This is a genomic window from Rhizobium sp. N621 (genome assembly GCF_001664325.1).
In the GTDB taxonomy this organism is placed as follows: Bacteria; Pseudomonadota; Alphaproteobacteria; order Rhizobiales; family Rhizobiaceae; genus Rhizobium; species Rhizobium esperanzae.
In genome coordinates, this window is sequence record NZ_CP013495.1 from 2,167,379 (window position 1) to 2,189,960 (window position 22,582).

At 62.5% G+C, this 22,582-nt stretch carries 23 protein-coding genes; 19 read left to right on the forward strand and 4 right to left on the reverse strand.

Features of this window, described 5'->3' with window-relative positions; translation table 11 throughout:
- Window positions 1-92: 92 nt before the first annotated feature.
- The 5 genes from AMK00_RS10565 to AMK00_RS10585 are packed head-to-tail and all read left to right on the forward strand — an operon-like array spanning window position 93 to window position 5,238.
- Complete coding sequence (locus tag AMK00_RS10565; RefSeq protein ID WP_064810357.1) at window positions 93-1,688, forward strand: ABC transporter substrate-binding protein; 1,596 nt, start codon at window positions 93-95, stop codon at window positions 1,686-1,688.
- A gap of 20 nt (window positions 1,689-1,708) precedes the next feature.
- On the forward strand, window positions 1,709-2,737 hold the full coding sequence (locus AMK00_RS10570; protein ID WP_064810358.1) for an ABC transporter permease: 1,029 nt from the start codon (window positions 1,709-1,711) through the stop codon (window positions 2,735-2,737).
- A gap of 11 nt (window positions 2,738-2,748) precedes the next feature.
- Complete coding sequence (locus AMK00_RS10575) at window positions 2,749-3,651, forward strand: ABC transporter permease (protein ID WP_064811690.1); 903 nt, start codon at window positions 2,749-2,751, stop codon at window positions 3,649-3,651.
- A gap of 1 nt (window position 3,652) precedes the next feature.
- Window positions 3,653-4,498 carry an ABC transporter ATP-binding protein gene (locus AMK00_RS10580; protein WP_064811691.1) on the forward strand — a complete coding sequence of 282 codons (846 nt, stop codon included), beginning with the start codon at window positions 3,653-3,655 and terminating at the stop codon, window positions 4,496-4,498.
- On the forward strand, window positions 4,495-5,238 hold the full coding sequence (locus AMK00_RS10585; RefSeq protein ID WP_064810359.1) for an ABC transporter ATP-binding protein: 744 nt from the start codon (window positions 4,495-4,497) through the stop codon (window positions 5,236-5,238). The genes AMK00_RS10580 and AMK00_RS10585 overlap by 4 nt, the downstream gene beginning before the upstream one ends.
- Window positions 5,239-5,261: 23 nt before the next feature.
- Here the strand turns inward: AMK00_RS10585 and AMK00_RS10590 are convergent, their stop codons facing one another.
- Both AMK00_RS10590 and AMK00_RS10595 read right to left on the reverse strand, forming a co-directional pair.
- A complete protein-coding gene (locus AMK00_RS10590; protein ID WP_064811692.1) occupies window positions 5,262-5,792 on the reverse strand; it encodes an NADPH-dependent FMN reductase in 531 nt (176 codons plus the stop codon).
- A 13-nt stretch (window positions 5,793-5,805) separates the two neighbouring features.
- Window positions 5,806-6,870 carry a LacI family DNA-binding transcriptional regulator gene (locus AMK00_RS10595; RefSeq protein ID WP_064810360.1) on the reverse strand — a complete coding sequence of 355 codons (1,065 nt, stop codon included), beginning with the start codon at window positions 6,868-6,870 and terminating at the stop codon, window positions 5,806-5,808.
- Between the two features lie 183 nt (window positions 6,871-7,053).
- Between AMK00_RS10595 and AMK00_RS10600 the strand changes: the two genes are divergently transcribed.
- From AMK00_RS10600 to AMK00_RS10620, 5 genes are all read left to right on the forward strand, one after another.
- The gene (locus AMK00_RS10600; protein WP_064810361.1) at window positions 7,054-9,573 is read left to right on the forward strand and encodes a hypothetical protein; all 2,520 of its coding nucleotides are present in this window, start codon (window positions 7,054-7,056) and stop codon (window positions 9,571-9,573) included.
- 65 nt (window positions 9,574-9,638) lie between these two features.
- The gene (locus AMK00_RS10605; RefSeq protein ID WP_064802514.1) at window positions 9,639-10,898 is read left to right on the forward strand and encodes an ABC transporter substrate-binding protein; all 1,260 of its coding nucleotides are present in this window, start codon (window positions 9,639-9,641) and stop codon (window positions 10,896-10,898) included.
- An 11-nt stretch (window positions 10,899-10,909) separates the two neighbouring features.
- Window positions 10,910-11,947, forward strand: a complete 1,038-nt coding sequence (locus AMK00_RS10610) for a carbohydrate ABC transporter permease (protein WP_064810362.1) — start codon at window positions 10,910-10,912, stop codon at window positions 11,945-11,947.
- Window positions 11,944-12,993 carry a carbohydrate ABC transporter permease gene (locus tag AMK00_RS10615; RefSeq protein WP_064810363.1) on the forward strand — a complete coding sequence of 350 codons (1,050 nt, stop codon included), beginning with the start codon at window positions 11,944-11,946 and terminating at the stop codon, window positions 12,991-12,993. The genes AMK00_RS10610 and AMK00_RS10615 overlap by 4 nt, the downstream gene beginning before the upstream one ends.
- 18 nt (window positions 12,994-13,011) lie before the next feature.
- On the forward strand, window positions 13,012-14,091 hold the full coding sequence (locus AMK00_RS10620) for an ABC transporter ATP-binding protein (protein WP_064810364.1): 1,080 nt from the start codon (window positions 13,012-13,014) through the stop codon (window positions 14,089-14,091).
- Between the two features lie 57 nt (window positions 14,092-14,148).
- On the opposite strand, the gene AMK00_RS10625 is transcribed toward AMK00_RS10620, so the two are convergent.
- Window positions 14,149-14,331: a hypothetical protein gene (locus AMK00_RS10625; RefSeq protein ID WP_064810365.1), complete on the reverse strand. Its 183-nt coding sequence runs from the start codon at window positions 14,329-14,331 to the stop codon at window positions 14,149-14,151.
- Window positions 14,332-14,708: 377 nt separating this feature from the next.
- Here AMK00_RS10625 and AMK00_RS10630 point away from each other — a divergent pair, with 377 nt between their 5' ends.
- The 6 genes from AMK00_RS10630 to AMK00_RS10655 all read left to right on the forward strand — a co-directional run bounded on the left by AMK00_RS10630 (window position 14,709) and on the right by AMK00_RS10655 (window position 19,610).
- Entirely contained in the window at window positions 14,709-14,918 is a 210-nt protein-coding gene (locus tag AMK00_RS10630; protein WP_064708964.1) for a hypothetical protein, read from the forward strand.
- A 9-nt stretch (window positions 14,919-14,927) separates the two neighbouring features.
- On the forward strand, window positions 14,928-15,302 hold the full coding sequence (locus AMK00_RS10635; protein WP_064810366.1) for a GFA family protein: 375 nt from the start codon (window positions 14,928-14,930) through the stop codon (window positions 15,300-15,302).
- Between the two features lie 213 nt (window positions 15,303-15,515).
- Window positions 15,516-16,808 carry an efflux RND transporter periplasmic adaptor subunit gene (locus AMK00_RS10640; RefSeq protein ID WP_064810367.1) on the forward strand — a complete coding sequence of 431 codons (1,293 nt, stop codon included), beginning with the start codon at window positions 15,516-15,518 and terminating at the stop codon, window positions 16,806-16,808.
- A gap of 12 nt (window positions 16,809-16,820) precedes the next feature.
- The gene (locus tag AMK00_RS10645; RefSeq protein ID WP_064810368.1) at window positions 16,821-17,537 is read left to right on the forward strand and encodes an ABC transporter ATP-binding protein; all 717 of its coding nucleotides are present in this window, start codon (window positions 16,821-16,823) and stop codon (window positions 17,535-17,537) included.
- On the forward strand, window positions 17,527-18,729 hold the full coding sequence (locus AMK00_RS10650) for an ABC transporter permease (protein ID WP_064810369.1): 1,203 nt from the start codon (window positions 17,527-17,529) through the stop codon (window positions 18,727-18,729). Before AMK00_RS10645 ends, AMK00_RS10650 begins: the two co-directional genes overlap by 11 nt.
- A gap of 266 nt (window positions 18,730-18,995) precedes the next feature.
- The gene (locus AMK00_RS10655; RefSeq protein ID WP_064811693.1) at window positions 18,996-19,610 is read left to right on the forward strand and encodes a GntR family transcriptional regulator; all 615 of its coding nucleotides are present in this window, start codon (window positions 18,996-18,998) and stop codon (window positions 19,608-19,610) included.
- Window positions 19,611-19,661: 51 nt separating this feature from the next.
- Here the strand turns inward: AMK00_RS10655 and AMK00_RS10660 are convergent, their stop codons facing one another.
- On the reverse strand, window positions 19,662-20,474 hold the full coding sequence (locus tag AMK00_RS10660) for a ferredoxin--NADP reductase (protein ID WP_064806129.1): 813 nt from the start codon (window positions 20,472-20,474) through the stop codon (window positions 19,662-19,664).
- Window positions 20,475-20,587: 113 nt separating this feature from the next.
- Between AMK00_RS10660 and AMK00_RS10665 the strand changes: the two genes are divergently transcribed.
- The 3 genes from AMK00_RS10665 to AMK00_RS10675 are packed head-to-tail and all read left to right on the forward strand — an operon-like array spanning window position 20,588 to window position 22,546.
- Window positions 20,588-20,830, forward strand: a complete 243-nt coding sequence (locus AMK00_RS10665; RefSeq protein ID WP_064810370.1) for a hypothetical protein — start codon at window positions 20,588-20,590, stop codon at window positions 20,828-20,830.
- Window positions 20,827-21,555, forward strand: a complete 729-nt coding sequence (gene pcsA, locus AMK00_RS10670) for a phosphatidylcholine synthase (protein ID WP_064802532.1) — start codon at window positions 20,827-20,829, stop codon at window positions 21,553-21,555. The genes AMK00_RS10665 and pcsA overlap by 4 nt, the downstream gene beginning before the upstream one ends.
- Window positions 21,556-21,565: 10 nt before the next feature.
- Window positions 21,566-22,546, forward strand: coding sequence for a quinone oxidoreductase family protein (locus AMK00_RS10675; protein WP_064810371.1), 981 nt, complete (start codon window positions 21,566-21,568; stop codon window positions 22,544-22,546).
- Window positions 22,547-22,582: the final 36 nt, after the last annotated feature.

A 22,582-nucleotide genomic window follows, 5' to 3' on the forward strand; every position in this document is an offset into this window, starting at 1 on the left:
GGTCTTGCAAATCAAATCGGACTTCGATAAATCATAATACGACATACGGACGACATAATATGTCTCTTATAGTAATCCAGGGAGGAGTTACAATGAAGCATTTTTCGAAAGGCCTGTTCGTCGGCGCCGTCATCGGCGCTCTGACGATCGCTGCGCCGCTCTCGCACGCCGCCACCCCTAGGGATCAGCTGGTGATCGGGACATCGCTGGCGCAGGTCCTGTCGCTCGATCCGCATCAAGCGACCGAGGGTAAGGCGGTCGAGATCATGTCGAACCTCTACGACCGTCTGGTCAACAGCACGCCGGATGGCAAGATCGTGCCGCAGCTGGCCGAAAGCTGGAAGGTCGATGACAAGGGCATCACCTTCACGCTGCGCCAGGCCAATTTCGCCTCCGGCAATCCGGTAACAGCGAAGGACGTCGTCTATTCCATCGGGCGGCTTCTGAAGCTCGACCAAGCTGCTGCGGCGAACCTCAAGCGCGTCGGTTATGACAAGAACAATGTCGACAAGCTCGTGACCGCAGTCGATGACAAGACGGTGCGCATCGATTTTTCCGGCCAGGTGACCGCCGAGATGCTGCTCTACCGGCTGACGACCTCGACCACCAGCGTCGTCGACAGCGTCGAAGTCGAAAAGCATGTCGCTGACAACGATTACGGCAATGCCTGGATGCGTACGCATTCGGCCGGCTCCGGTCCGTTCACCCTGAATCGCTGGTCCCCGAACGAGCTTGTGATCCTCGACGCCAACAAGGATTATGTCACCGGCGCTCCGAAGATGAAGCGCGTCATCGTCCGCCATGTGCCTGAAAGCCAGGTCGAGCGGCTGATGCTCGAACGCGGCGACATTGATATCGCCAGCGCCATGACCGCAGCCGACCTCGCGACCTTCAAGGACAAGCAGGGCTTTACCATCCAGCGCATTCCCACAGGCGGCTTTTACGTGCTGTCGATGAATGCCGGCAACCAGTACCTGTCCAACCCGAAGGTGCGTGAGGCCATTGCCTATGGCATCGACTACAAGGGCATCGAGAAGACGATCATGGGTCCCTACGGGCGGGCGAGAAACGTTCCGGTTCCGGAGAATTTCGAATCTGCGATCCCGAATCCCGACTGGCATCTCGACGTCGAAAAGTCCAAGCAGCTGTTGGCCGAAGCAGGGTTCAAGGACGGCTTCTCGCTGACGCTGAAGACGATCGCGCAGACGCCGCGCATCGATCTTGCCACGGCCATCCAGGCGTCGCTCGCCCAGGTCGGCATCAAGATCGACATCCAGCAGGGCAACGGCTCGGAAATCATCGCCGCCCATCGCGCCAGGGACTTCGATCTGCTGATCCCGCAGACCAGCGCCTACATGCCGAACGTGCTCGGCTCGATGGAGCAGTTCTCGTCCAACCCCGACAACTCGAAAGAAGCCAACAATGCCGGCAACTTCGTCTGGCGCTCGGCCTGGGACATCCCGGAGCTGACGGCGCTGACGGCCAAGGCATCGATGGAGCCGGACGCCAAGAAGCGCGGCGAGCTCTACGTCGAGATGCAGAAGATGTTCGTCGAACAGAAGCCTGCGGTGCTGCCTATGTTCGAACGCTTCGAGCCGATCGTCCTGTCGAGCAAGGTGCAGGGATATGTAGGGCATCCGACCCAGCTGACGCGTCTTGAGAACGTCACCAAGTCTGAAGCCCAGTAATACTCCCGAGGCAGCCGATCATGAAGGAACTCTCTGTAGCCGAATTCGGCCGACGCCTGGCGCATCTGCTCGTCAGCCTGTTCATTCTCCTCTGCGTCACCTTCGTGATCGGCCGCGTCCTGCCCACGGATCCCGTCGGCGCGATCGTCGGCGAACTCGCCGATCCCGCCGCCTATGCCGCGATGCGGACGCGTCTGGGGCTCGATCTGCCAATCTATCAGCAGTTCTTCCTTTATCTGAACGGGCTCGCCCATGGTGATTTCGGCACGGCCGTGCTCACCGGCAACCCCGTCTCTTCCGATCTCGCTCAGGCCTTTCCGGCGACCTTCGAACTGGCCACGCTGGCCGTGATCATTTCGACCTTCGTCGGCGTCCCGCTCGGCCTGGTCGCAGCGCTGTTTCGCGATAGCCTGATCGACAAGGTCGCCCGCGTGGTTGCCCTCGTCGGTCATTCGATCCCGGTTTTCTGGTTCGGCATCGTCGGCCTCGTCATCTTCTATGCCGGCCTGAACTGGGTCGGCGGGCCAGGCAGGATCGATGTGTTTTACGAAGGCCTCGTCACCCCGCAGACCGGGCTGCTGCTGGTCGACAGCCTCCTGCAGGGCGAGACGGAAATCTTCTGGAATGCCCTCGGCCATATCATCCTTCCTGCCATCATTCTCGCCTATGCCGCGATGGCCTACATCACCCGCATGACCCGCAGCTTCACACTCGAGCAGTTGAGCCAGGATTACGTCATTGCGGCCCGCGCCAAGGGTGTAAGCCCCTTCGGCACGATCTGGCGCCACGTCCTGCCGAACATCGCCGTGCAGCTGATCACCATCCTGGCCATTTCCTACGGCGGATTGCTCGAAGGCGCCGTCGTGACTGAGATCGTCTTTTCCTGGCCGGGCATCGGCCAATACATGACGAATGCGCTGATGATCGGCGACATGAACGCCATCGTGGCCGGCACCATCATTGTGGGTTTCATTTTCATGCTGTTGAACTTCCTCGCCGACGTCGCCTACGCCATATTTGATCCGCGCATGCGGGAGGTGGCGCGATGAACCACAGCCCGATGAGCAATGTTATCCGCGGCGAGATTCAGATCCGTCCTCCGAGCGTGCCGAACCGCATGGCGGCGTCGTTTGCCCGTGCCGGCCGCAAGCTGGCTGCCGAGCCGCTCGGCCTTGCCGGCTTCGTCATCCTCGGCCTGCTTTGCCTGATTGCGATCTTCGCGCCGTTACTTGCGCCTTATGACCCGGTCATCCAATCGCTTGGCGACGCCCTGCAGCCGCCGAGCCTCGCACATTGGGCCGGCACCGACGAATTCGGTCGCGACATTCTGAGTCGTCTGATCTTCGGCACGCGCATCACCATTCAGACCGTGCTGTCGATCTCCCTGATCGTCGGGCCGATCGGCCTGTTGATCGGCGTGGTCGCGGGTTTCTTCGGCGGGCGCACCGACGCGCTCTTGATGCGGGCCACCGATATCGTTCTGTCCTTCCCGTCGCTGATCCTGGCGCTCGCCTTTGCGGCAGCACTCGGCGCCGGCCTGACGACGGCCATCATCGCCATCTCACTGACGGCATGGCCGCCGATCGCCAGGCTCGCGCGCGCCGAGGCGCTGGTCGTCAGAAATGCCGACTATGTCGTCGCCGCCCGCCTTTACGGCGCCTCGCCGATCCGCATTCTTCTTCTCTATATCGCGCCGATGTGCGTGCCGTCGGTCATCGTGCGCCTGACGCTCAACATGGCGGGCATCATCCTGACGGCGGCCTCGCTCGGCTTCCTCGGCCTCGGCGCCCAGCCGCCGGCACCGGAATGGGGCGCGATGATTTCCAACGGCCGCAAATTCATGCTCGATTACTGGTGGGTCGCCGTCATGCCCGGTATCGCCATCCTGCTGACCAGCCTTGCCTTCAACATCGCCGGAGATGCTCTGCGCGACATTCTGGATCCCCGCCATGCCAGATCTTGAAATGAAAGATCATGATTTGCAGCCCGTTCTGTCCGTCAAGAACTTGAGCGTTCGCTTTGGGCGAGGGGCCGTGCCCGCCGTCTCTAATGTCAGTTTCGATGTCGGGCGCGAACGGGTCGGCATCGTCGGAGAATCCGGTTCCGGCAAGTCGACGACCGGTCGCGCCATCATGCGTCTGCTGCCGCCGGCCGCGGTCGTCATCGCCGAACGTCTGGATCTCGGTGGCGATCCGTTGCTGTCGAAGAGCGAGCGCCAGATGGGCGCGCTTCGCGGCAAGGATATCGCGCTGATCATGCAGGATCCGCGCTATTCGCTGAACCCGGTGCTCTCGATCGGCAAACAGATCGCCGAAGCCGCACGCCTTCACCTCGGTCTTGGCAAGAGCCAGGCGTTGGATGCAGCCCGCGCCATGCTGGAGCGCGTGCGCATCAGCGATCCCGACCGGGTTATGGCGCTTTATCCTCACCAAATATCGGGCGGCATGGGCCAGCGCGTGATGATCGCCATGATGCTGCTGGCCCGGCCGAAGCTTGTCATTGCCGACGAGCCGACCTCGGCGCTCGATGTCAGCGTCCGCAAGGACGTGCTGCTGCTGCTCGACGAACTGGTGCGCGAGAACAATTCGGGCCTGCTCCTGATCAGCCACGACATCCGCATGGTGGCAGCCTTCTGCGAGCGCATCATCGTCATGTATGCCGGCCGCATCGTCGAAACGCTGACCAGTCTCGAAGAGGCTCGCCATCCCTATACGCGCGGGCTGATCGCGGCGCTGCCCGACCCGAAGCACCCGGTTCGCCGGCTTGCCGTTCTCGACCGGGCGAAACTCGATCTGGAGACGGCGCAATGATCAATGTCCGTGACCTCGACGTCGTCTTTTCCTCCGGCAAATCAAGCAATCATGTCGTCAGGAGCATCAGTTTTCAGGTGGGCCAGGGTGAGACCCTCGGCATCGTCGGCGAATCCGGCTGCGGCAAATCGACGGTGCTGCGCTGCCTCGCCGGCATGGAGGCCGGTTGGACCGGCCAGATCGAGCTTCGCGGAAGGCCGATCGGCAAGAAGCGCTCCCGCGAGGAACTGACCTCAGCCCAGATGGTTTTTCAGGATCCCTACGGATCCCTGCATCCGCGCCACCGCATCGGCACCGCGCTCGCCGAGCCGCTGCGCGCCATGCGCCATTCAGACATCTGGCCGAAGGTGGAAAGGGCGTTGATCCAGGTTGGCCTGCCGGCAAGCTTCGCCAACCGTTTTCCGCACGAACTTTCCGGCGGCCAGCGGCAGCGCGTGGCGATCGCCCGGGCGCTGATCCTGTCGCCGCCGATCCTGCTGCTCGACGAGCCCACCTCGGCGCTCGATGTCTCCGTCCAGGCCGAAATCCTCAACCTGCTTGCCGATCAGCGTGAGGAGAAGGGGCTGACCTATCTGCTCGTCAGTCACGATCTCGCGGTCATTGCCCATATGTGCGACCGGGTGCTGATCATGAAGAACGGCGGCTTCGTCGACGAACTCACAAAGGCGGATCTGCAGGCCGGCACGACGCATGATGCCTATGCGCAGGAGCTGTTCGAGGCGAGCTTCATGGAGGCTTGACGGGGTCGTTGCGCAGCCGAGCCTCAGGCTGCACTGCAATAGCGTGCGAAAGCCTCGAGGAAATCGCGCATCTCCTCCTGATGCCGGGGCGCGGAAAGATGCTCGGCAATTTCTTCCGGGGAAAGCTTCATCAGATGGAGGCGAAGAAAGAGCTGCTCGTTGAAGCGCTCGCTCAGCGTGGCAAGAACGCTGCGAAGCTGCTGCAGCATGTCGTCGCCGCGATGCGACGCGTGCACAAGCACGATCGGTTTGCCGATCACTTCGTTGCGGGAGACGAGCCAGTCGATGGCGTTCTTCAGCCCGCCGGGGATTGACCTGATATATTCGGGGCTCGCCAGGATCAGTCCATCCGCATCCGCGATCGCCTTTGCAAGAGCCGCCACTTCGGAAGGAGGCTCGGGAAGTTCGAGATCGGGCGAGAAGACCGGGAGCTCGCCAATACGATCATAGACCGAGAGCGTATGCGCCGGCCCGGCAGCCGACTGGAGGGCATATAGCATGGCCGTATTGGTCGAGGCTCTGCGGGCGCTTCCGGATATCGCCAGGAATTTCATGATCGGCATAACCTCATGCGATTGGCTTGATGTGATCCATGGCAACCGGATGGCGGACGGCTGCGACGCTGCCTCTTTCGACGACATGGCAGGCAAGCTCGACACGGCGGCGCGGCAAGGCAAGGCCGAGCATCATGTCGCGCAACAGGTCGAGCGCGGTGGCGCCGAGTTCGCGCATCGGGATGTGCACCGTCGACAGAGGCGGATTGAGAAAGGCCGATTGCGGCAGGTCGTCTATGCCCATGACGGAGACATCCTGCGGCACTGCATAACCCATCGCCTGCAATCCGCGCACGGCGCCGTTGGCGAGACTGTCGCCTGCCGTCAGAACGGCGGTGAAGCAAAGACCCTTGTCGCCGACGAGACGGGTGATCGCCTCGGCGCCGAGTTCCGGCAACCAGTCTTCGACCTCGAGCACCAGGTCGGCATCGGCCGTCAGCCCATGATGCTGCAGCGCGTCGCGCCACCCCTCCAGGCGCCGCTCGATCGTCCGCCGTCCCGGCCGCAGCATGAACAGGATGCGTTGATGCCCGGCCTCGATCAAGCGCTCGGCGGCGATGAAGGCGGCCGAGCGGTTGCAGGGCGTCACACTCGAAAGCCGCATATAGGGATCGTCGCTGTTGACGAGCACGACGGGCTTTCCGAGATCGGCGGCGGCCGCCAGCATGTCCTCCTCGTCGACCGTCAGGATCAGCATGCCGCCGAAACTTGCATCATTGCGCATCTCGTCGATGACGCGGGCTTCATCGGCCTTGTCGGCGACCGGGCGCATCGCCATCTCGATGCCGAGGGCGGACGCGCGCGCGTTCAATCCTTCGAGCACGTGGAGCGTGAACTGGTTGCGGACGTAGTCGATCATCGCCGCGCCGGAGGCGACGAGCATGACCTTCTTGCCGGCGACGCTCGCCGGTAGCGCGTAACTGACAGCGCTCGCCGTTTCCAGCACCAGCTTGCGGATCTCGGGCCTGACGCCCTTTTCGCCGGCCAGCGCCCGCGACACTGTGCTGATCGAAACGCCGCAGCGGGCGGCGATGTCGTCGAGGCGTGTGCGCCTGCCTTTTTTCTGCTCCGCGGCCATCACATCTCCTCGCTCCCTCTTGAAGTATGCAAAAATCTTTCAGATTGCGCAAACGGAATGGCTATGCACAATTGACGTGTCAGCGACAGGCGGCAGAGCAGGGAGGCTTTGAAGATGCGGTTTGACGGCAAGTCCATGCGTCGGCATTTTGCCCGGCGTGTTAAAGCTCAAGCGGGCTGAAGCATGGCCGCCGAGCAGTCCTATCTCCGCCGCAAGACCGCGAAACAGAGTCCGATCGTCTACTGGCAGCTCGGCTCGCTCTCACAGGCGCGCTACGACGTTGCCGACCGGCCGATGGAAGGCAACATGGATCCGTTTTTCTTCGTCACCAAGACGAAGAATTTCATCCCGCATGAATATCCCTGCCGCACCGAATTCAAGGCATCCTTCTCCGGACGGCGGCCGCAGCCGGCTGCCGAATTCGAGGCCGTCCGCTGGTGGCTTCCCTTTTCATCGCCGCGCGTCGATCTCTCCGGATTCTGGTTTCGCCCGACGCGCATCGGCTGCTGGGCGCGCACCGTTCTCGACGCTCGCGCCGCTGGTTCCGCCACGTTGCGCCTGTCGACCTGCGGCGGCGCCATCCTCTTCGTCAACGGCCGCGAGCAGGGTTTCATGGCGCCTTACGTGCGCAATCTGGAAGCCCAGCAGACCTTCGAAGTGGAGTTGACGGCGGGCCTCAACGAGATCCGCATCTATTTCGACGATCTCGCCGAGCGCGACGCCCGCTTCTATTTCCAGCTGGATTATCTCGATGGGCCGGAGGTCGAAACATCGGTGCCTGTCCCCATCGCGGCCGGTGACGCGGACGGGCTGGAAGCAATCCTCGAAGGCATGCGCTTCGACCGCACCGCCTATCTCGGCGAAGACGTGACGATCCTGTTTCCCGCGCCGCTGCCGGTGGCGTTGAGCTGTGATGTCGAGATCGAAGGCGACTTCATGTCGGTCGAGCGCTTCGATTATGAATTCGCGCTGAAAGCGGGAGCAACGAAGCTGGAACTCGGCCCCTCGGCCGATATGCCCGCCGATTTCCGCCATTTCCGGATCACGTTCAAAGCAGGCGAATTTTCTATCAGCCGCACGCTCGGCGTCGAGATCTGCCATCCCCAGCGCCAGGGACTGGCGCCCGCCGCGCTCGAGGATCGCGTCGCCGAGGCGCTTGCCGAGGTCGCCGCCCATTCCGAGCCCGATACGGTCTGCGCCTTCGCGCGCCTGGCTTTGGGGCAGGGCGGCGAGGAGACCGAGGCGATGATTTCGGCCATGCTGCCGGTCATCGAGGAATGTCACGATTGCGCTGATTTCGTGCTGGTTCCACTGTTGTTTGCCTATACGCGCTGGAGCGATCTGCTGTCGCAAGCCCTGCGGCAGCGGATCGAGCGTGCCGTTCTCAATTACCGCTACTGGATGGACGAGCCGGGCAACGACGTTCAGTGGTATTTTTCGGAAAACCACGCGCTGCTCTTCCACACCGCCGCCTATCTCGGCGGCAGGCTGTTCCTCGATGCCGTCTTCGTCCGTTCCGGCCGCACCGGCGCCGAGCAGATGAAGGTTGGCGAAGAGCGCGTCCGCGCCTGGCTCGATCATTTCGAGCGCTGGGAAATGGCCGAGTGGAATTCCGTTCCCTATTTTCCGATCGACCTCAAGGGTCTGACGGCGCTCGCCGCCTGCGCCCCGGATGAGGCGATCCGCGCCCGGGCGAGCGCCAGCATCGTCCGCCTGATGGAAATTGTCGCCCGCTCGTCCCATCACGGCATGCTGACCGGCAGCCAGGGCCGCTCCTACGAACACACGCTGCGTCCCGGCCGCTCGGTCGAGCTGTCGGCCATCGCCCGGCTGCTCTGGGGTCGCGGCTGGTACGGCCGCCGCGTCCACGCGCTGCCGCAGCTGGCCGTCTGCATCCGCGATCATGGTCTGCGTTTTCGGCAAGAGCTCGCGGCCATCGCTGCGCACCAGTCCGACGACGCGCAGGAATGGACCTTTTCCCAGGGCGAGAACCGCTTCGCCGCCCTCTATCACTACAAGACGCGCGACACCGCACTCGGCACCATCGCCCATTATCGCCCAGGCGCCTGGGGTTATCGGGAGACGGTTCTGCATCTGCGTTTGGGCGAGCGGCCGGAAGCGCAGATCTGGATCAACCATCCCGGCGAAACCATCCAGTTCGGCTACGGCCGGCCGAGCTTCTGGGGCGGCTGCGGAACGCTGCCGCGCGTGCATCAATATCGTGACCTCGCCATTCTCGATTTCGACATCCACGAGGGCCAGCCGGATTTCACCCATGCCTGGTTCCCGCTCGAAGCCTTCGACGAGAAGCTGGTCGACGGCAAGCTGGCGCTCGCCCGCTCCGGCAATGGGCTTGCGATGCTGGTCGGCAACGGCCTGCTCGAACCGGTGAAACACGGGCCGGCGACGGATGTCGAGTTGCGCCTGGCCGGCCGCACGGGGCGCTGGATTGTCCGTCTCTCCGATCTCGGGCGCGAAGACGGCCTCGACGGCATGCGGGCGCGCTTCGCCACGCTTACAGCCCGCCGCGACAATGAGGGTGCACTGATCATCGTCGATCCCGATTACGGTCAGGTCGTCTTCGAAGAGGACGGCACCGTGCGCGCCGAAGGCCGTATTCTGAGACCCTCGGACTGGTCGGTGCGGGGAGAAGCGATACATCTGGAGATACCGGGCAGGCAGCGGCGGCGCGCTGCCTCGTAGACGACTGTTCGGCCGGTGGAGGACCCGGCCGGGCGCAGGAATTCAGCGGTCAAGAGGAGGAGACTATGACCAGAATGAAATCGATCGGCGCGGCTTTTGCTGCGGTTCTCTTGAGTTCCGTTGCCGCCCATGCCGGCGACGTGCGCATCATGTGGTATTCCGACGGCGGCGAAGGCGAGGTGATCAAGGATCTGCTGGCGCGTTTCTCCAAGGCCAATCCCGATGTCAACGTCATCCTCGACGAAGTCTCCTATGACGTTGTCAAGGAACAGCTGCCGGTGCAGCTGGAAGCCGGGAAGGGACCGGATATCGCCCGCGTCACCAATCTGAAGGCGCAGGCGCAGCATTGGCTCGACCTTCGCCCGCTCCTCGCCGATGCGAAATACTGGGACGAGAATTTCGGCGCCCAGGCCGATTGGATGCGCCCCGATGGTTCGAACGCCATCACCGGCTTCATGACCCAGCTGACGCTGACCGGCGGCTTCGTCAACAAGACGCTGTTCGAGCAGGCCGGCGTCGAAATTCCCGGTCCGAAAGCAACCTGGGATGACTGGGCGGCGGCGGCCAGGAAGGTCGCTGACAGCCAGAAAGTCTTCGCCATGGCGATCGACCGCTCCGGCCACCGCGTCTCCGGCCCGAATATTTCCTATGGCGCCAACTATATCGCCGCTGATGGCAAGCCGGCGCCCATCGATCAGGGCTCCAAGGAATTCCTCAGCCGCTTTGTCAAATGGAACGAGGACGGCACCGTCAACAAGGACGTCTGGGTCAGTGCTGCCGGCAGCACCTATCGCGCTGCGGCCGAAGATTTCATCAATGGCGGTCTCGCCTATTATTATTCGGGCAGCTGGCAGGTTTCGGGCTTCGCGCAGAAGATCGGCGACAGTTTCGACTGGATCATGGCCGGAAGCCCCTGCGGCACGGTCGCCTGCACCGGCATGCAGGGCGGTGCGGGTCTCGTCGCCGTCAAGTACACCAAGAACCCGAAGGACGTCGCCAAGGTGATGGACTACCTGGCAAGCGCCGACGTGCAGAAGGAATTTGCCGAGCGCAGCCTGTTCATTCCCGCGCATAAGGGTGTGGCCGCCGGCCAGGTGGACTTCAAGACCGATAATCCGCATGTGAAGGCGGCGCTGAAGGCCTTCGTCGAATCGGCCGGCCAGACAGCCGCTCCTGCGATGAAGCTGCCGGGCTGGAAGTGGTCGGATGCCTATTACAGCGCCATCGTTGCCCGCATCAGCCAGGTCATCGCCGGCGAAATGAAGCTCGACGACGCCTACGCCCGCATCGACGAGGACATCAAGGCCAAGGTTGGCGGCAACTGACGGACGAACGAATGGCGGAGAAGACGGTTTCTTCCGAACCACCGGCGAAAGCCGGTCTGCGGCAGGCGCTCCTTGCGCCTGTCAGGCTCGTCATGGGGATGATCGACATCCCGATGCGCGCCTGGCAGAAGCTGACGGGGCTGAGCGGCATGGCGGGCGTCTTCCTGGCGCCCAACATGCTGATCTTTTCCATCTTCGTGCTCCTGCCGCTGGTCATCAACTTCATCTATTCGACGACGAGCGGCGGCGCCATCTTCCTGCCGAACAGGAGCTATGTCGGCGCTGAGCAGTACCGCATCCTCTTCGATTGCCGCTCTTATCTCGACCCCTCCACTTGTGCTGCCGACACCTTCTGGGCCGCCGTGCGCAACACCGCCGTCTTCGTCGTCTTCCAGGTCTCGGCAATGCTGGTCGCGGCGCTCGCAACGGCGTTGATCCTCAATCGCGAACTTTCCAATCGCGGCTTCTGGCGCGCTGTCTTCTTCTTTCCGGTGCTGCTGTCGCCCGTGGTCGTCGGCCTGATCTGGAAGTGGATCCTTCAGCGCGAGGGCCTGTTGAACTATGCGCTGAGCCCGTTCGGCTTCGAACCCTTCTCCTGGCTCAGCGATCGTTTCTGGGCCTTCTTCTTCGCTGTCTTCGTCTCGGTCTGGGCGCATATGGGTTTTTACGCGCTGATCCTGCTCGCCGGCCTGCAGGCGATCCCGAGGGATCTCTACGAAGCGGCGGCGATGGACAAGGCGAGCCCCACCCGCATCTTCCGGCGGATCACCCTGCCGCTGCTGATGCCGAACCTCATCGTCGTCCTGGTCCTGGCACTGATCCGCGCCGTGCAGATCTTCGACGAGGTTTTCGTGCTCACCGGCGGCGGGCCCGGCACCAGCACCATGTACATCACCCAGTTTATTTACGAGACCGGCTTTGCCAGTTCGCTGCGCAATCCCGGCCTTGCATCGGCCGCCTCGATCCTGATGGGCATCGTGCTCGTCATCCTGACGCTGGTCCAGCTCGCCGCAAGCAGCCGCAACGAGAAGAAGGGGAAACGTCTATGAGCGCCGTCGCCACCTTCCTGCTTCGCCGCCGCGGCCGCGGCTGGCACTGGACCGATGTCGTCACCTGGATCTGGCTGATCTCCGGCGTCATCCTGATGTTCGGCCCGGCCATCTGGCTCGTCTTCTCCTCGTTCAAGACACCGGCCGCCCTTGCCGAGTTCCCGCCGTCCGTCCTGCCCTATGTCACCGAGCAGGCCGTGGTGCCGGGTTACGACAAGCCTTTGCCGCTCTATAATGTGACGATGCCGGATGGCAGCACCCATGTTCTCGCCGAAGTCCGCCGCATCGGCATCATGGGCCAGATGGTCGATCCGAAACAGCCGGGCGAAATCGTCAAGGTCAACATCAAGGACCGCACGCCGGTGCGTGAGGTCGAATTCGCGACCAACAACTACACCGAGCCGTTCCAACGCTTCGACTTCTTCCTGTTCCTGCGCAACTCCGTCTTCGTGACGGTGGTGGCGACGGCCATCACCCTGCTGGTCAATTCGATGGCCGCTTTCGCGCTGTCGAAATACCAGTTTCCCGGCCGCACCGCCGTCATGCTGATGATCCTGGCGACGCTGATGGTGCCGCTCTCGGTGATCGTCGTGCCGCTCTATTCGGTCATCGGCAGCTTGAACCTCTTCGACAGCCTCTGGGGCGTCATCCTGCCGACCGTCGCCACGCCGACGGGCGTCTTCCTGCTGCGCCAATATATGCTGACGATCCCCGACGAGCTGATCGATGCGGCACGCATGGACAAGGCCAGCGAATGGCAGATCTACTGGCGCATCATCCTGCCGCTGTCGGCCCCGGCGCTGGCGGTGCTGGCGATCTTCTCGGTCGTCTGGCGCTGGAACGACTTCCTCTGGCCGCTGATCGTGCTGTCGCGCAAGGAACTCTACACGCTGCAAGTCGGGCTCAACGTCTATGCCGGCGAGCTCAATGTGCAATGGCACTATATTCTCGCCATGACCGTCGTCTCGATGATCCCCGTCGTGCTGATCTTCGTCTTCCTGCAGCGCTTCATCACGACTGGTATCGCCGGCTCGGGGCTGAAATAATATGAAACAGGAGAGCGCATGAGCGGACTCGAGCTCAGGAACATCGTCAAGAATTTCGGCGCCGTCGAGGTCATCCGCGATGTCTCGCTTGAGGTCAATGACGGCGAGTTCGTCGCTTTCGTCGGCCCGTCCGGGTGCGGAAAATCGACGTTGCTGCGCCTGATCGCCGGTCTCGACAAGCCCACAGGCGGCAGTATCGCCATCGACGGCAAGGACGTCACCGCGATCGGTGCGGCCGACCGCGGCCTTGCCATGGTCTTCCAGTCCTATGCGCTTTATCCGCATATGAGCGTACGCGAAAACCTTGCCTTCGGCTTGGAGAACACCAAGGTGGCGAAGGCCGAGATCGAAGCACGCATCGCTGACGCCGCCCGCATGCTGGAGATCGAGCCGTTTCTGCAGCGCCGTCCGGGCCAGCTCTCCGGCGGCCAGCGCCAGCGCGTCGCGATCGGCCGCGCCATCGTCCGCCGGCCGGATGCCTTCCTGCTCGACGAGCCGCTCTCCAATCTCGATGCCGAGCTACGGGTGAGCATGCGCGCCGAACTCGCCGCGCTCCACGCCCGCCTGAAGGCGACGATGATCTACGTCACCCATGATCAGGTCGAGGCGATGACCCTCGCAAACCGCATCGTCGTGCTCAGAGGCGGCAGGATCGAGCAGGTGGGAACGCCGCTGGAACTCTACAACGAGCCGGCCAACCGCTTCGTCGCCGGTTTCATCGGCGCGCCGCACATGAATTTTCTGGAAGCCTCGATCGTCGGTCACGAGGACGGTTTCGCGCAAGTCGAAACCGTCGGCGGCCACCGTCTTTCCGTCATTGCCAAGGAGGCGGGCCCCGTGGGCGAAAGGATCAGTATCGGCATCCGGCCACAGCACATCAGCCTCGCCGATGCAGCCGCCGCAGCCAGGCTGGACACGCGGATCACCCTTGTCGAGGAGCTGGGTTCTGAAACCGTCGTCCACACCGAAGCCGCCGGCAAGAAGCTGATCGCCGTTTTTGCGGGCCAGCAGAAGATGAAATCGGGCGACAGCCTGCCGCTGCATCTGGACCCCCAGGTTCTCCACCTCTTCGGTGAGGACGGCCGGCGTCTGTCTTGAAACAAAAAGCCCGCGCCGGAATGGAGGGCGCGGGCCGAGTTTCATGTCGCGACAGCTTTAGTGGCTGTTCTTGTGACTTTGTTGACCAGCCTTTACATGCTGCTCATGGCTGCCGCCGCGGGTTCCGCTGGACTGCGCGTCGCGGCTGCCTGAAGAGGCGCTGCGGGTATTGGAGTCGTTCTTGTGACTCTGCTGCCCAGCCTTGACGTGCTGTTCATGGGTTCCACCTTGGTTTGCCATTTGGTTTCTCCTTGGTTTTGAACTGAGGCCACGTCGACCTCGTCTTGACAACCTCGCCCAGGCGCATGCGTTCCGCATTTTAACATTTCGTGATCTCACCGGAGAATGGGGATGAGGAAGCGGACCGGGCGGGTAGGGAGCTCGCCTGCCATTTCGTTGGCCATCGGGAGAAAGCGGAAAAATCCCGATGTTCTCCAGCGCCGCCGCGTCCGCTTGGCGCGGCCCGCAGCCTCGCTTCGAAAACCGTCTCTCGGCAAAAAGGTTCCAGGAAAATCAGCCGCATCCGTCCCGGTTGACGGCCCCGCCGAGGCCGCTCGACTCTTTTCAAATAGATGGGCCGCTCTAACTTACAGGGAAGCTGAGGAAAGGAGAAAACCATGACCGACGCACCGAAAACGGCGACCCCGGCGCGAAGAGTGTTGCGTGGCCGCCCCTACAGCATGAGCGAATTTGCCAGAAAATACCGGTTGGACGACAAGGAGGCCAAGCGCCTCTATGACAAATTTGGCCCCTCCGCCACCGAGCTCGACCTGTTGATGGCGGCCAAGCGGCGCCCGCCGCGGCTCCCCACCAAGCTCGACTCCTGACGGCAGTCCATGAGCATCAGAACCGGAGGCTGCCTTTGCGGAGCGGTCGCCTACCGAATGAAGGGCGAGCCGCTTGGCGTCGGCCTCTGCCACTGCGCCGATTGCCGCAAATCGAGCGGCTCCGCATTCGTCTTCTTTGCGCTCTGGCCTCGCTCGGCTTTCTCCCATAGCGGCGAGATTGCCACTTTCGCCGGTCGCAGCTTCTCTCCCATCTGCGGCAGCAGGCTTTTCTGCCTTCAGGAGGCGGCGGTGGAAATCCGCCTCGGCTCGCTCGATAGCCCGCCGACGGATCTTGAGCCGAGCCATGAAGTCTGGATCAAGCGGCGCGAACTGTGGCTGCATCCGCTGCCGGGTGCCGGGCAACATGCCGAGGATGCCGATTGACCGTCGGCAATTGCTGCCTGTCGGGAGCGCGAAAGCACTGCAGAATTTTGCGCGATAGGCTCCGCCGTGCGGAAACTTGAGTTTTCTTACCAATATTTCATTTCACCTGTCCGCAATTCCGTGCCAGTTCGGCGGCAACGCTAATTCCCGGTTCATCTGCGGTGTGATTATTTCATTGCAGGCCGATGCGGCCACTGACTGATCGAGGATGACATGAACAAAATCGTAAGCGGCGACGAAACCGGAGCAAAGGCCGGCGCGACGCCCGACCTCGCAGCGGTTCTTGCCGCGTCGGCAAGGCAGAACAAGCGAGGCCGCTGGCGCGGGCGTCTGCTCATTCTGCTGATCATCCTCGCTGCCGCCGCGGGTGCCGCATACTTCTATGCTGGCCGGGGGGAAAGCGAAGTGAGCTACGCCACCCAGCCGGCAAAACGCGGCGACCTGACGGTACTCGTCACCGCCACGGGTTCGGTGCAGCCGACCGAGCAGGTGGACATATCGAGCGAACTTTCCGGCACCGTCCGCGACGTCAACGTCGATTATAACAGCACGATCAAGGCAGGCGACGTGCTGGCGCTGCTCGACACCAACAAGCTCGAAGCGGATGTGAAGAGCTCGCGCGCCAAGGTCAATTCGGCCAAGGCGAATGTCGCCAAGGCCAATGCCGATCTCGAATCGGCAAGCACCTCGCTCGAGCGGCTGAAGAGCCTGGTCAGGAGCAATGTCTCCACCCAGCAGAGTCTCGACGACGCCACCTACAAATATGATTCCGCCGTCGCCGCCAAACAGATCAACGAAGCCGAGGTTCTCGCCTCGGAGGCCGACCTGCAGCTTGCCGAGGTCAATCTCGCCAAGGCAAAGATCGTTTCGCCGATCGACGGCGTGATTCTCACCCGGTCCGTCAATCCGGGCGCCACCGTCGCCGCCTCGCTTTCGGCGCCAATTCTCTTCACCATCGCCGGCGATCTCAAGAAGATGGAGCTGCAGGTGGATGTCGACGAGGCCGACGTCGGCAAGATCGCCGTCGGCCAGAAGGCGAAATTTACCGTCGATGCCTATCCCGACCGGTCCTTCCCCGCCGAGATCGAGCAGATCCGCTTCGCCTCCGAAGTGGTCAACAACGTGGTGACCTATAAGGCGGTGCTCTCGGTCGACAATGCCGACCTGCTGCTGCGCCCTGGCATGACCGCGACCGCCGACATCACCGTCGAGGCCGTCAAGGATACGCTGATGGTGCCGAACGCCGCCTTGCGTTATGCCCCGCCGCAGGCGGAACGGCGCGGACGCGGCATTCTCGGGATCTTCGGGCCGCCACGCCGGCGCGGCGGCAATTCCGGTGAGATGCTGACCGGAGCGCAGCGCCGCGTCTGGGTGCTGCGCAACGGCCGCGCCGCGCCCGTCATTATCCAGGTCGGTTCGTCCGACGGCCAGTTCACCCAGGTGGTCTCCGGCGACCTCAAGGCAGATGACGCATTGGTGACCGACGCCACGGTGCGGACGAATTAGGCGGAGAGACGGATGACAAACCCGCCGCTGATCGAATTCAGGAAGGTCTCGAAAATCTACGGCGAGGGCGAGGCGGCGATCCGCGCGCTCGACCATGTCGATCTTGCGATCGATGCCCATGAGTTCGTCGCGATCATGGGGCCGTCAGGCTCCGGCAAATCGACGGCGATGAACATTCTCGGCTGCCTCGACGTGCCGACATCGGGCGATTACATCTTCCAGGGCGTTCCGACCAGCGGCTTCGACCGCAGCCATCTGACGCTGTTGCGCCGCCACATGCTGGGCTTCGTCTTCCAGGGTTTCAACCTGTTGTCGCGCACCTCGGCGGTCGAGAATGTCGAGCTGCCATTGATCTATCGCGGCATGGCGGTGCGCGAGCGGCGTGAACGGGCGCGTGAGGCCCTAGCGCTGGTCGGCCTCACCGGGCGTGAGCACCACAAGACGCAAGAACTGTCCGGCGGTCAGCAGCAGCGCGTCGCCATCGCCCGCGCCATCGTCACTGAACCGGCGCTGCTGCTCGCCGACGAGCCGACGGGCAACCTCGACACCAAGACCAGCGTCGAGATCATGGATCTGATGACGCGGCTGAACCGTGAGCAGGGCATCACCATCGTCATGGTCACGCACGAGCCCGATATCGCCGCCTATGCCGGGCGGCTGCTGCGCTTCGTCGACGGCAAGCTCGAGACGGAGCTGGAGCATCGGAGGAGGGCGGATCATGTTCTTTGAGACGCTGAAGCTCGCGCTGCGCGCCATCAGCCGCAACATGCTGCGTTCGTTCCTCACCGTGCTCGGCGTCGTCATCGGCGTTGCCGCCGTCATCGCGCTGGTGACGATCGGCAACGGCACGACGGCACAGGTTTCGACCGAACTGTCGCGGCTCGGCACCAACATGCTGTTCGTCCGTCCCGGCCAGTTCGGCCCCGGCCGGGCGAGTTCCGAGGCCAAGCGCTTCAGCGTCAAGGATGTCGCCGCCATCCGCGACCAGATCGGCGGCTTGAGGGCGGTGGCGCCGCTCAACCAGTCGACGGCAACGGTGATATTTGGCGGCCAGAACCATTCGACCAGCGTCTCGGGCACTACCAACGACTATTTCACCGCGCAGGACTGGAGCCTGGCGCTCGGCCGCACTTTCACCCCCGCCGAAGAGCGCGGCCAGTCCCGCTGCATTATCGGCGAGACGGTTCGCTCGCAGCTCTTCGGCGCCGGCGATCCGATCGGCCAGCAGATCCGCGTCGGCAAGGTTTCCTGCCCAGTCATCGGGGTGCTTGCCAAGCGCGGCCAGTCCGGCATGGGCACCGATCAGGACGACGTGGTCATCATGCCGGTCAAAGTGTTCCAGCGGCGCATCAGCGGCAACAGCAACGTGCCGCAGATCATCATCTCGGCGCGCGACGGTGTGCCCACGGCCAAGGTGCAGGCCGATGTCGAAAATCTGCTGCGCGAACGCCGCAAGATTATTCCCGGCCGGCAGGACGATTTCAACGTCAACGACATGACCCAGATCGCCGAGGCGATGACCGGCACGACGACGCTGCTCACCGGCCTGCTCGGCGCCGTCGCCGCCATCAGCCTGCTTGTCGGCGGCATCGGCATCATGAACATCATGCTGGTCTCCGTCACCGAGCGGACCCGCGAAATCGGCATTCGCCTGGCGATCGGCGCGCTCGAAAGCCAGGTGCTGACCCAGTTTCTGGTCGAGGCGGTGGCGCTCTCGCTCTTCGGCGGCATCACCGGCATCGTGCTGGGCTTGAGCCTCGGCCTGGTGGCGGTGACTTTCCTGAAAGTGCCCTTCGTCTTCAGCCCGATGATGGTCGCCGTCGCCTTTCTTTTCTCCGCGGCAATCGGCATGATCTTCGGCTATTTTCCGGCGAGACGGGCAGCGCAGCTCAATCCGATCGAGGCGCTGCGGCACGAGTGATGCATGATAAATGCGTCATCGGAAAATGCCTCTGTAGGCGAGCGAGTTGGCGAGAAGGCCAACCGCACTCTCCGTCCTCCTCGGCCTTGAGCCGAGGAGGACGGAGGGTGGGGCGGCCAATGAGTTCCTTCGGAGCGTAGACGCCTGAGTCCCCGAAGCCATGGCGCTGTTATCTATTTGTCTCTTTTTTGATATTTCAATGGCGACTTGTCACCGGTTTTCGACCGTGCCAAAATGTGATATATCAGTTCGGCGGGATTTTCGGCATGGAGACGTCACAGAGCCACCGCGCCTATCTTGCGCTGGAGCGCCTGATCGTCACGCTGGCGCTGAAGCCCGGCGCGCTTGTCACCGAAAAGCAGCTGATCGATATGGCGGGCCACGGGCGAACGCCGGTGCGCGAAGGCATTCAGAAACTCGCCTGGCAGGGGCTGATCCTGGTGAAGCCGCGGGTTGGACTGCAGGTTGCCGAGATCGCGCCGGAGGATCATGGCAATGTCATGCAGGTGCGCCGCGAGCTGGAGCCGATTGCGGCAAGCCTGGTTGCCGAACATGCGACGGACGAGCAGCGCCTCCGCCTCGGCGCTTGCGCCGACGCCATGGAGGAATGCGCCGCCACCGGTGATCTCACCGGCTTCTTCGCCGCCGACAAGACCTTTGACGAGATCCTCGAGGATGCCTGTCCGAATGGCTTCATCACGGCCGCGCTCGGCCCGGTGCAGACGCATGCGCGTCGCCTCTGGTATGCCACCGCAAGCCCCGAGCGCCTGGACCGCGTCATCGCGCTGCATGTCGCCGTCATTCGGGCCATCCAGCGGGGCAGACCGGATGAGGCGCATGCGGCCATGGCGGCGCTGATCGACTATCTCGCCCGCAAATAAAAACGGCCCCGTTTCCGGAGCCGCTTCAGATCTGCTTGTCGCAAAAAGACGTCAGCCGACGAAAGCGCGTTCGATGACGAATTCCGCGGGCTTGCTGTTGGCGCCCTCATTGAGGCCGGCCTTTTCCAGCAGCTCCTTGGTGTCCTTCAGCATCGCCGAGGAGCCGCAGATCATGCCGCGGTCGATCGCCGGATCGAGCGGCGGCACGCCGAGATCGGTAAAGAGCTTGCCTGACGAGATCAGGTCGGTGATACGGCCGCGATATTCGAAGTCTTCGCGCGTGACGGTCGCATAATGGCGCAGCTTGTCGCCGACAACCTCCTTCAGCAGCTCGTCATTCTGGATTTCATGCACCAGGTCGAAGCCGTATTTCAGTTCGGCGACATCGCGGGTCGTATGGGTGAGGATGACTTCCTCAAACTTCTCGTAGGTCTCGGGATCGCGGATCAGGCTGGCGAAGGGCGCGACGCCCGTTCCCGTCGAAAACATGTAGAGACGACGGCCGGGCGTCAGCGCATCGAGCACCAGCGTTCCCGTCGGCTTCTTGCGCATCAGCACCTGGTCGCCCGGCTTGATTGCCTGCAGATGCGAGGTGAGCGGACCGTCCGGCACCTTGATCGAGAAGAATTCGAGCTCTTCGGCCCAGGCGGGGCTGGCGATCGAATAGGCGCGGAAAACCGGCTTGCCCTCGACCATCAAGCCGATCATCGCGAATTCGCCGGAACGGAAACGGAAGCCCTGCGGCCGGGTCATCGTGAAGCGGAAGAGCCGGTCGGTGTAATGCGTCACGCTCAGAACCGTCTCGGCGTAGACGCCGGCGGGGATGGACGAGGCGAAGTCTTCGGTCTTTGCAGGCGCGTTCATTTCGGTAGCGGATCCCGTATTCGTCGGATGAACTGTCGGATTGGGAGCGAGATATTACAAATCCGGCCGGAATTAAAGGCATTCCATTCCACGCGACGCTTCAGAAGGGAAATATGCATGTCATTGTCAGGATTCAATGGCGAGCGGAGAATGTCATATTTCCCGCTGGCGAAGCCGGACAAAGGATGCATATTAGAGCGGCGGACCGCAGCGTAATGCTGATTTTCGGCAAAAGCGGTGCGACAACAAAGACCTACGGCGTCGAACCCAACCCGATTCAGGAACAGGGTCCGGTGATGATGGCGAAAAAAACACGCTTGCCGGGGCGAGCGCGACAGGCGGTCGGGGGACTATGAAGATTTTCAACTACAAGCGTGTTCCTTACGCCGAGATGCGCGCCTTTTCCGTTCATATCCTGACGGCGTCCGGCTCGTTCCTCGCCTTTCTCGGCGTCGTTGCCGCCGCCGAGCATCGCTTCATCGACATGTTCTGGTGGCTGGGACTGGCGCTTCTCGTTGACGGCATCGACGGGCCGATCGCCCGCAAAGTACGGGTCAAGGAAGTGCTTCCGAACTGGTCGGGCGATACGCTCGACAATATCATCGATTACGTCACCTATGTGCTGCTGCCGGCCTTCGCCCTCTATCAGAGCGGCATGATCGGCGAGCCCTGGTCCTTCGTCGCCGCAGGCATGATCGTCGTCTCCAGCGCCATCTATTACGCCGATATGGGCATGAAGACCGACGAGTATTTCTTCTCCGGCTTTCCTGTCGTCTGGAACATGATCGTCTTCACCCTGTTCGTCATCGATGCGAGTGCGACGACGGCGCTTGTCGTCGTGACGATTTCGGTGGTGCTGACCTTCCTGCCGATCAATTTTCTCCACCCGGTCCGGGTGAAACGACTGCGCCCGCTCAATCTCGGCGTCTTCCTGCTATGGTCGGCGCTCGGTGTCTATTCGCTGCTAATGCATTTCGAAACGCCGGAATGGGCGCTCATTCTCTTTATCGTGACCGGGCTCTATCTTTACGTCATCGGCGCGGTGCTGCAATTCTTCCCCTCCCTTGGACGCGAAGCTTAGGACAGGCAATATGACGAAGACGCATGCGGTTTCATTCTCGCAGACGGGCGGACCTGATGTTTTCGACTATGTCGAGATCGATCTTCCGCCACCGGCGGCAGGCGAGGTGCAGATCCGGCAGGCGGCGATCGGCCTCAACTTCATCGATGTCTACTTTCGCAACGGCTCCTATAAGGTGCCGCACTTTCCCTTTGTCACCGGCAAGGAGGGCGCCGGAACAGTGACGGCGGTCGGGCCTGATGTTGCCGATTTCAAGCTCGGCGACCGTGTCGCCTATGCCAACGCCGACGGCGCCTATAGCGTCGAGCGCAATATCGAGGCGCGCCATCTGGTGCATGTGCCTGACGGCATAGAGATCGAAACGGCAGCGGCGATGATGCTGAAGGGCATGACTGCCGAATATCTCTTGAACCGCACCTTCAACGTCGGTCCGCAGACGGTGCTGTTGTTCCATGCTGCCGCCGGCGGCGTCGGCCTGATCGCCGGCCAATGGGCAAAAGCGCTCGGCGCCACCGTCATCGGCACGGCCGGTTCCGAGGACAAGATCGAGCTGGCGCTGGCCCATGGCTACGACCATGTGATCAACTACAAGAGCGAAGACTTTGTCGGCCGCGTCCGCGAAATAACGAGCGGCAAGGGTGTCGATGTCGTCTATGATTCGATCGGCCGGGACACTTTTCCACAGTCGCTCGATTGCCTGAAGCCACGCGGCCTTTTTGCCTCCTTCGGCCAGTCTTCCGGGCCGATCGAGAATTTCACCCTCGCCATGCTGGCTCAGAAGGGTTCGCTCTTCGCGACGCGGCCGTCGCTCTTCGCCTATATCGCCACGCGGCAGGAATTGGACGACAGTGCAAAGGCGCTATTTGATGTTGTGCAAAGCAACAAAGTGCGTATCAATGTCAACCAAACCTATCCGTTGCGTGAGGTTGGGCGGGCTCACGCGGATCTGGAAGCAAGAAAAACAACAGGAACGACGCTGCTGATTCCATGAGATCCGAACGGACCGGTCGGCAGAAGAAATGAGGGG

What these genes read in the sequence shown, in the direction of transcription:
- AMK00_RS10630 (WP_064708964.1), top strand. Translation starts at nt 14,709, where the DNA reads ATGACCGACGCACCGAAAACGGCGACCCCGGCGCGAAGAGTGTTGCGT.
- AMK00_RS10615 (WP_064810363.1), top strand. Translation starts at nt 11,944, where the DNA reads ATGAGCGCCGTCGCCACCTTCCTGCTTCGCCGCCGCGGCCGCGGCTGG.
- AMK00_RS10600 (WP_064810361.1), top strand. Translation starts at nt 7,054, where the DNA reads ATGGCCGCCGAGCAGTCCTATCTCCGCCGCAAGACCGCGAAACAGAGT.
- AMK00_RS10650 (WP_064810369.1), top strand. Translation starts at nt 17,527, where the DNA reads ATGTTCTTTGAGACGCTGAAGCTCGCGCTGCGCGCCATCAGCCGCAAC.
- AMK00_RS10675 (WP_064810371.1), top strand. Translation starts at nt 21,566, where the DNA reads ATGACGAAGACGCATGCGGTTTCATTCTCGCAGACGGGCGGACCTGAT.
- AMK00_RS10595 (WP_064810360.1), bottom strand. Translation starts at nt 6,870, where the DNA reads ATGGCCGCGGAGCAGAAAAAAGGCAGGCGCACACGCCTCGACGACATC.
- AMK00_RS10605 (WP_064802514.1), top strand. Translation starts at nt 9,639, where the DNA reads ATGACCAGAATGAAATCGATCGGCGCGGCTTTTGCTGCGGTTCTCTTG.
- AMK00_RS10575 (WP_064811690.1), top strand. Translation starts at nt 2,749, where the DNA reads ATGAGCAATGTTATCCGCGGCGAGATTCAGATCCGTCCTCCGAGCGTG.
- AMK00_RS10570 (WP_064810358.1), top strand. Translation starts at nt 1,709, where the DNA reads ATGAAGGAACTCTCTGTAGCCGAATTCGGCCGACGCCTGGCGCATCTG.
- AMK00_RS10565 (WP_064810357.1), top strand. Translation starts at nt 93, where the DNA reads ATGAAGCATTTTTCGAAAGGCCTGTTCGTCGGCGCCGTCATCGGCGCT.
- AMK00_RS10635 (WP_064810366.1), top strand. Translation starts at nt 14,928, where the DNA reads ATGAGCATCAGAACCGGAGGCTGCCTTTGCGGAGCGGTCGCCTACCGA.
- AMK00_RS10625 (WP_064810365.1), bottom strand. Translation starts at nt 14,331, where the DNA reads ATGGCAAACCAAGGTGGAACCCATGAACAGCACGTCAAGGCTGGGCAG.
- AMK00_RS10640 (WP_064810367.1), top strand. Translation starts at nt 15,516, where the DNA reads ATGAACAAAATCGTAAGCGGCGACGAAACCGGAGCAAAGGCCGGCGCG.
- AMK00_RS10620 (WP_064810364.1), top strand. Translation starts at nt 13,012, where the DNA reads ATGAGCGGACTCGAGCTCAGGAACATCGTCAAGAATTTCGGCGCCGTC.
- AMK00_RS10665 (WP_064810370.1), top strand. Translation starts at nt 20,588, where the DNA reads ATGCATGTCATTGTCAGGATTCAATGGCGAGCGGAGAATGTCATATTT.
- AMK00_RS10590 (WP_064811692.1), bottom strand. Translation starts at nt 5,792, where the DNA reads ATGAAATTCCTGGCGATATCCGGAAGCGCCCGCAGAGCCTCGACCAAT.
- AMK00_RS10580 (WP_064811691.1), top strand. Translation starts at nt 3,653, where the DNA reads ATGAAAGATCATGATTTGCAGCCCGTTCTGTCCGTCAAGAACTTGAGC.
- AMK00_RS10610 (WP_064810362.1), top strand. Translation starts at nt 10,910, where the DNA reads ATGGCGGAGAAGACGGTTTCTTCCGAACCACCGGCGAAAGCCGGTCTG.
- pcsA (WP_064802532.1), top strand. Translation starts at nt 20,827, where the DNA reads ATGAAGATTTTCAACTACAAGCGTGTTCCTTACGCCGAGATGCGCGCC.
- AMK00_RS10585 (WP_064810359.1), top strand. Translation starts at nt 4,495, where the DNA reads ATGATCAATGTCCGTGACCTCGACGTCGTCTTTTCCTCCGGCAAATCA.
- AMK00_RS10645 (WP_064810368.1), top strand. Translation starts at nt 16,821, where the DNA reads ATGACAAACCCGCCGCTGATCGAATTCAGGAAGGTCTCGAAAATCTAC.
- AMK00_RS10655 (WP_064811693.1), top strand. Translation starts at nt 18,996, where the DNA reads ATGGAGACGTCACAGAGCCACCGCGCCTATCTTGCGCTGGAGCGCCTG.
- AMK00_RS10660 (WP_064806129.1), bottom strand. Translation starts at nt 20,474, where the DNA reads ATGAACGCGCCTGCAAAGACCGAAGACTTCGCCTCGTCCATCCCCGCC.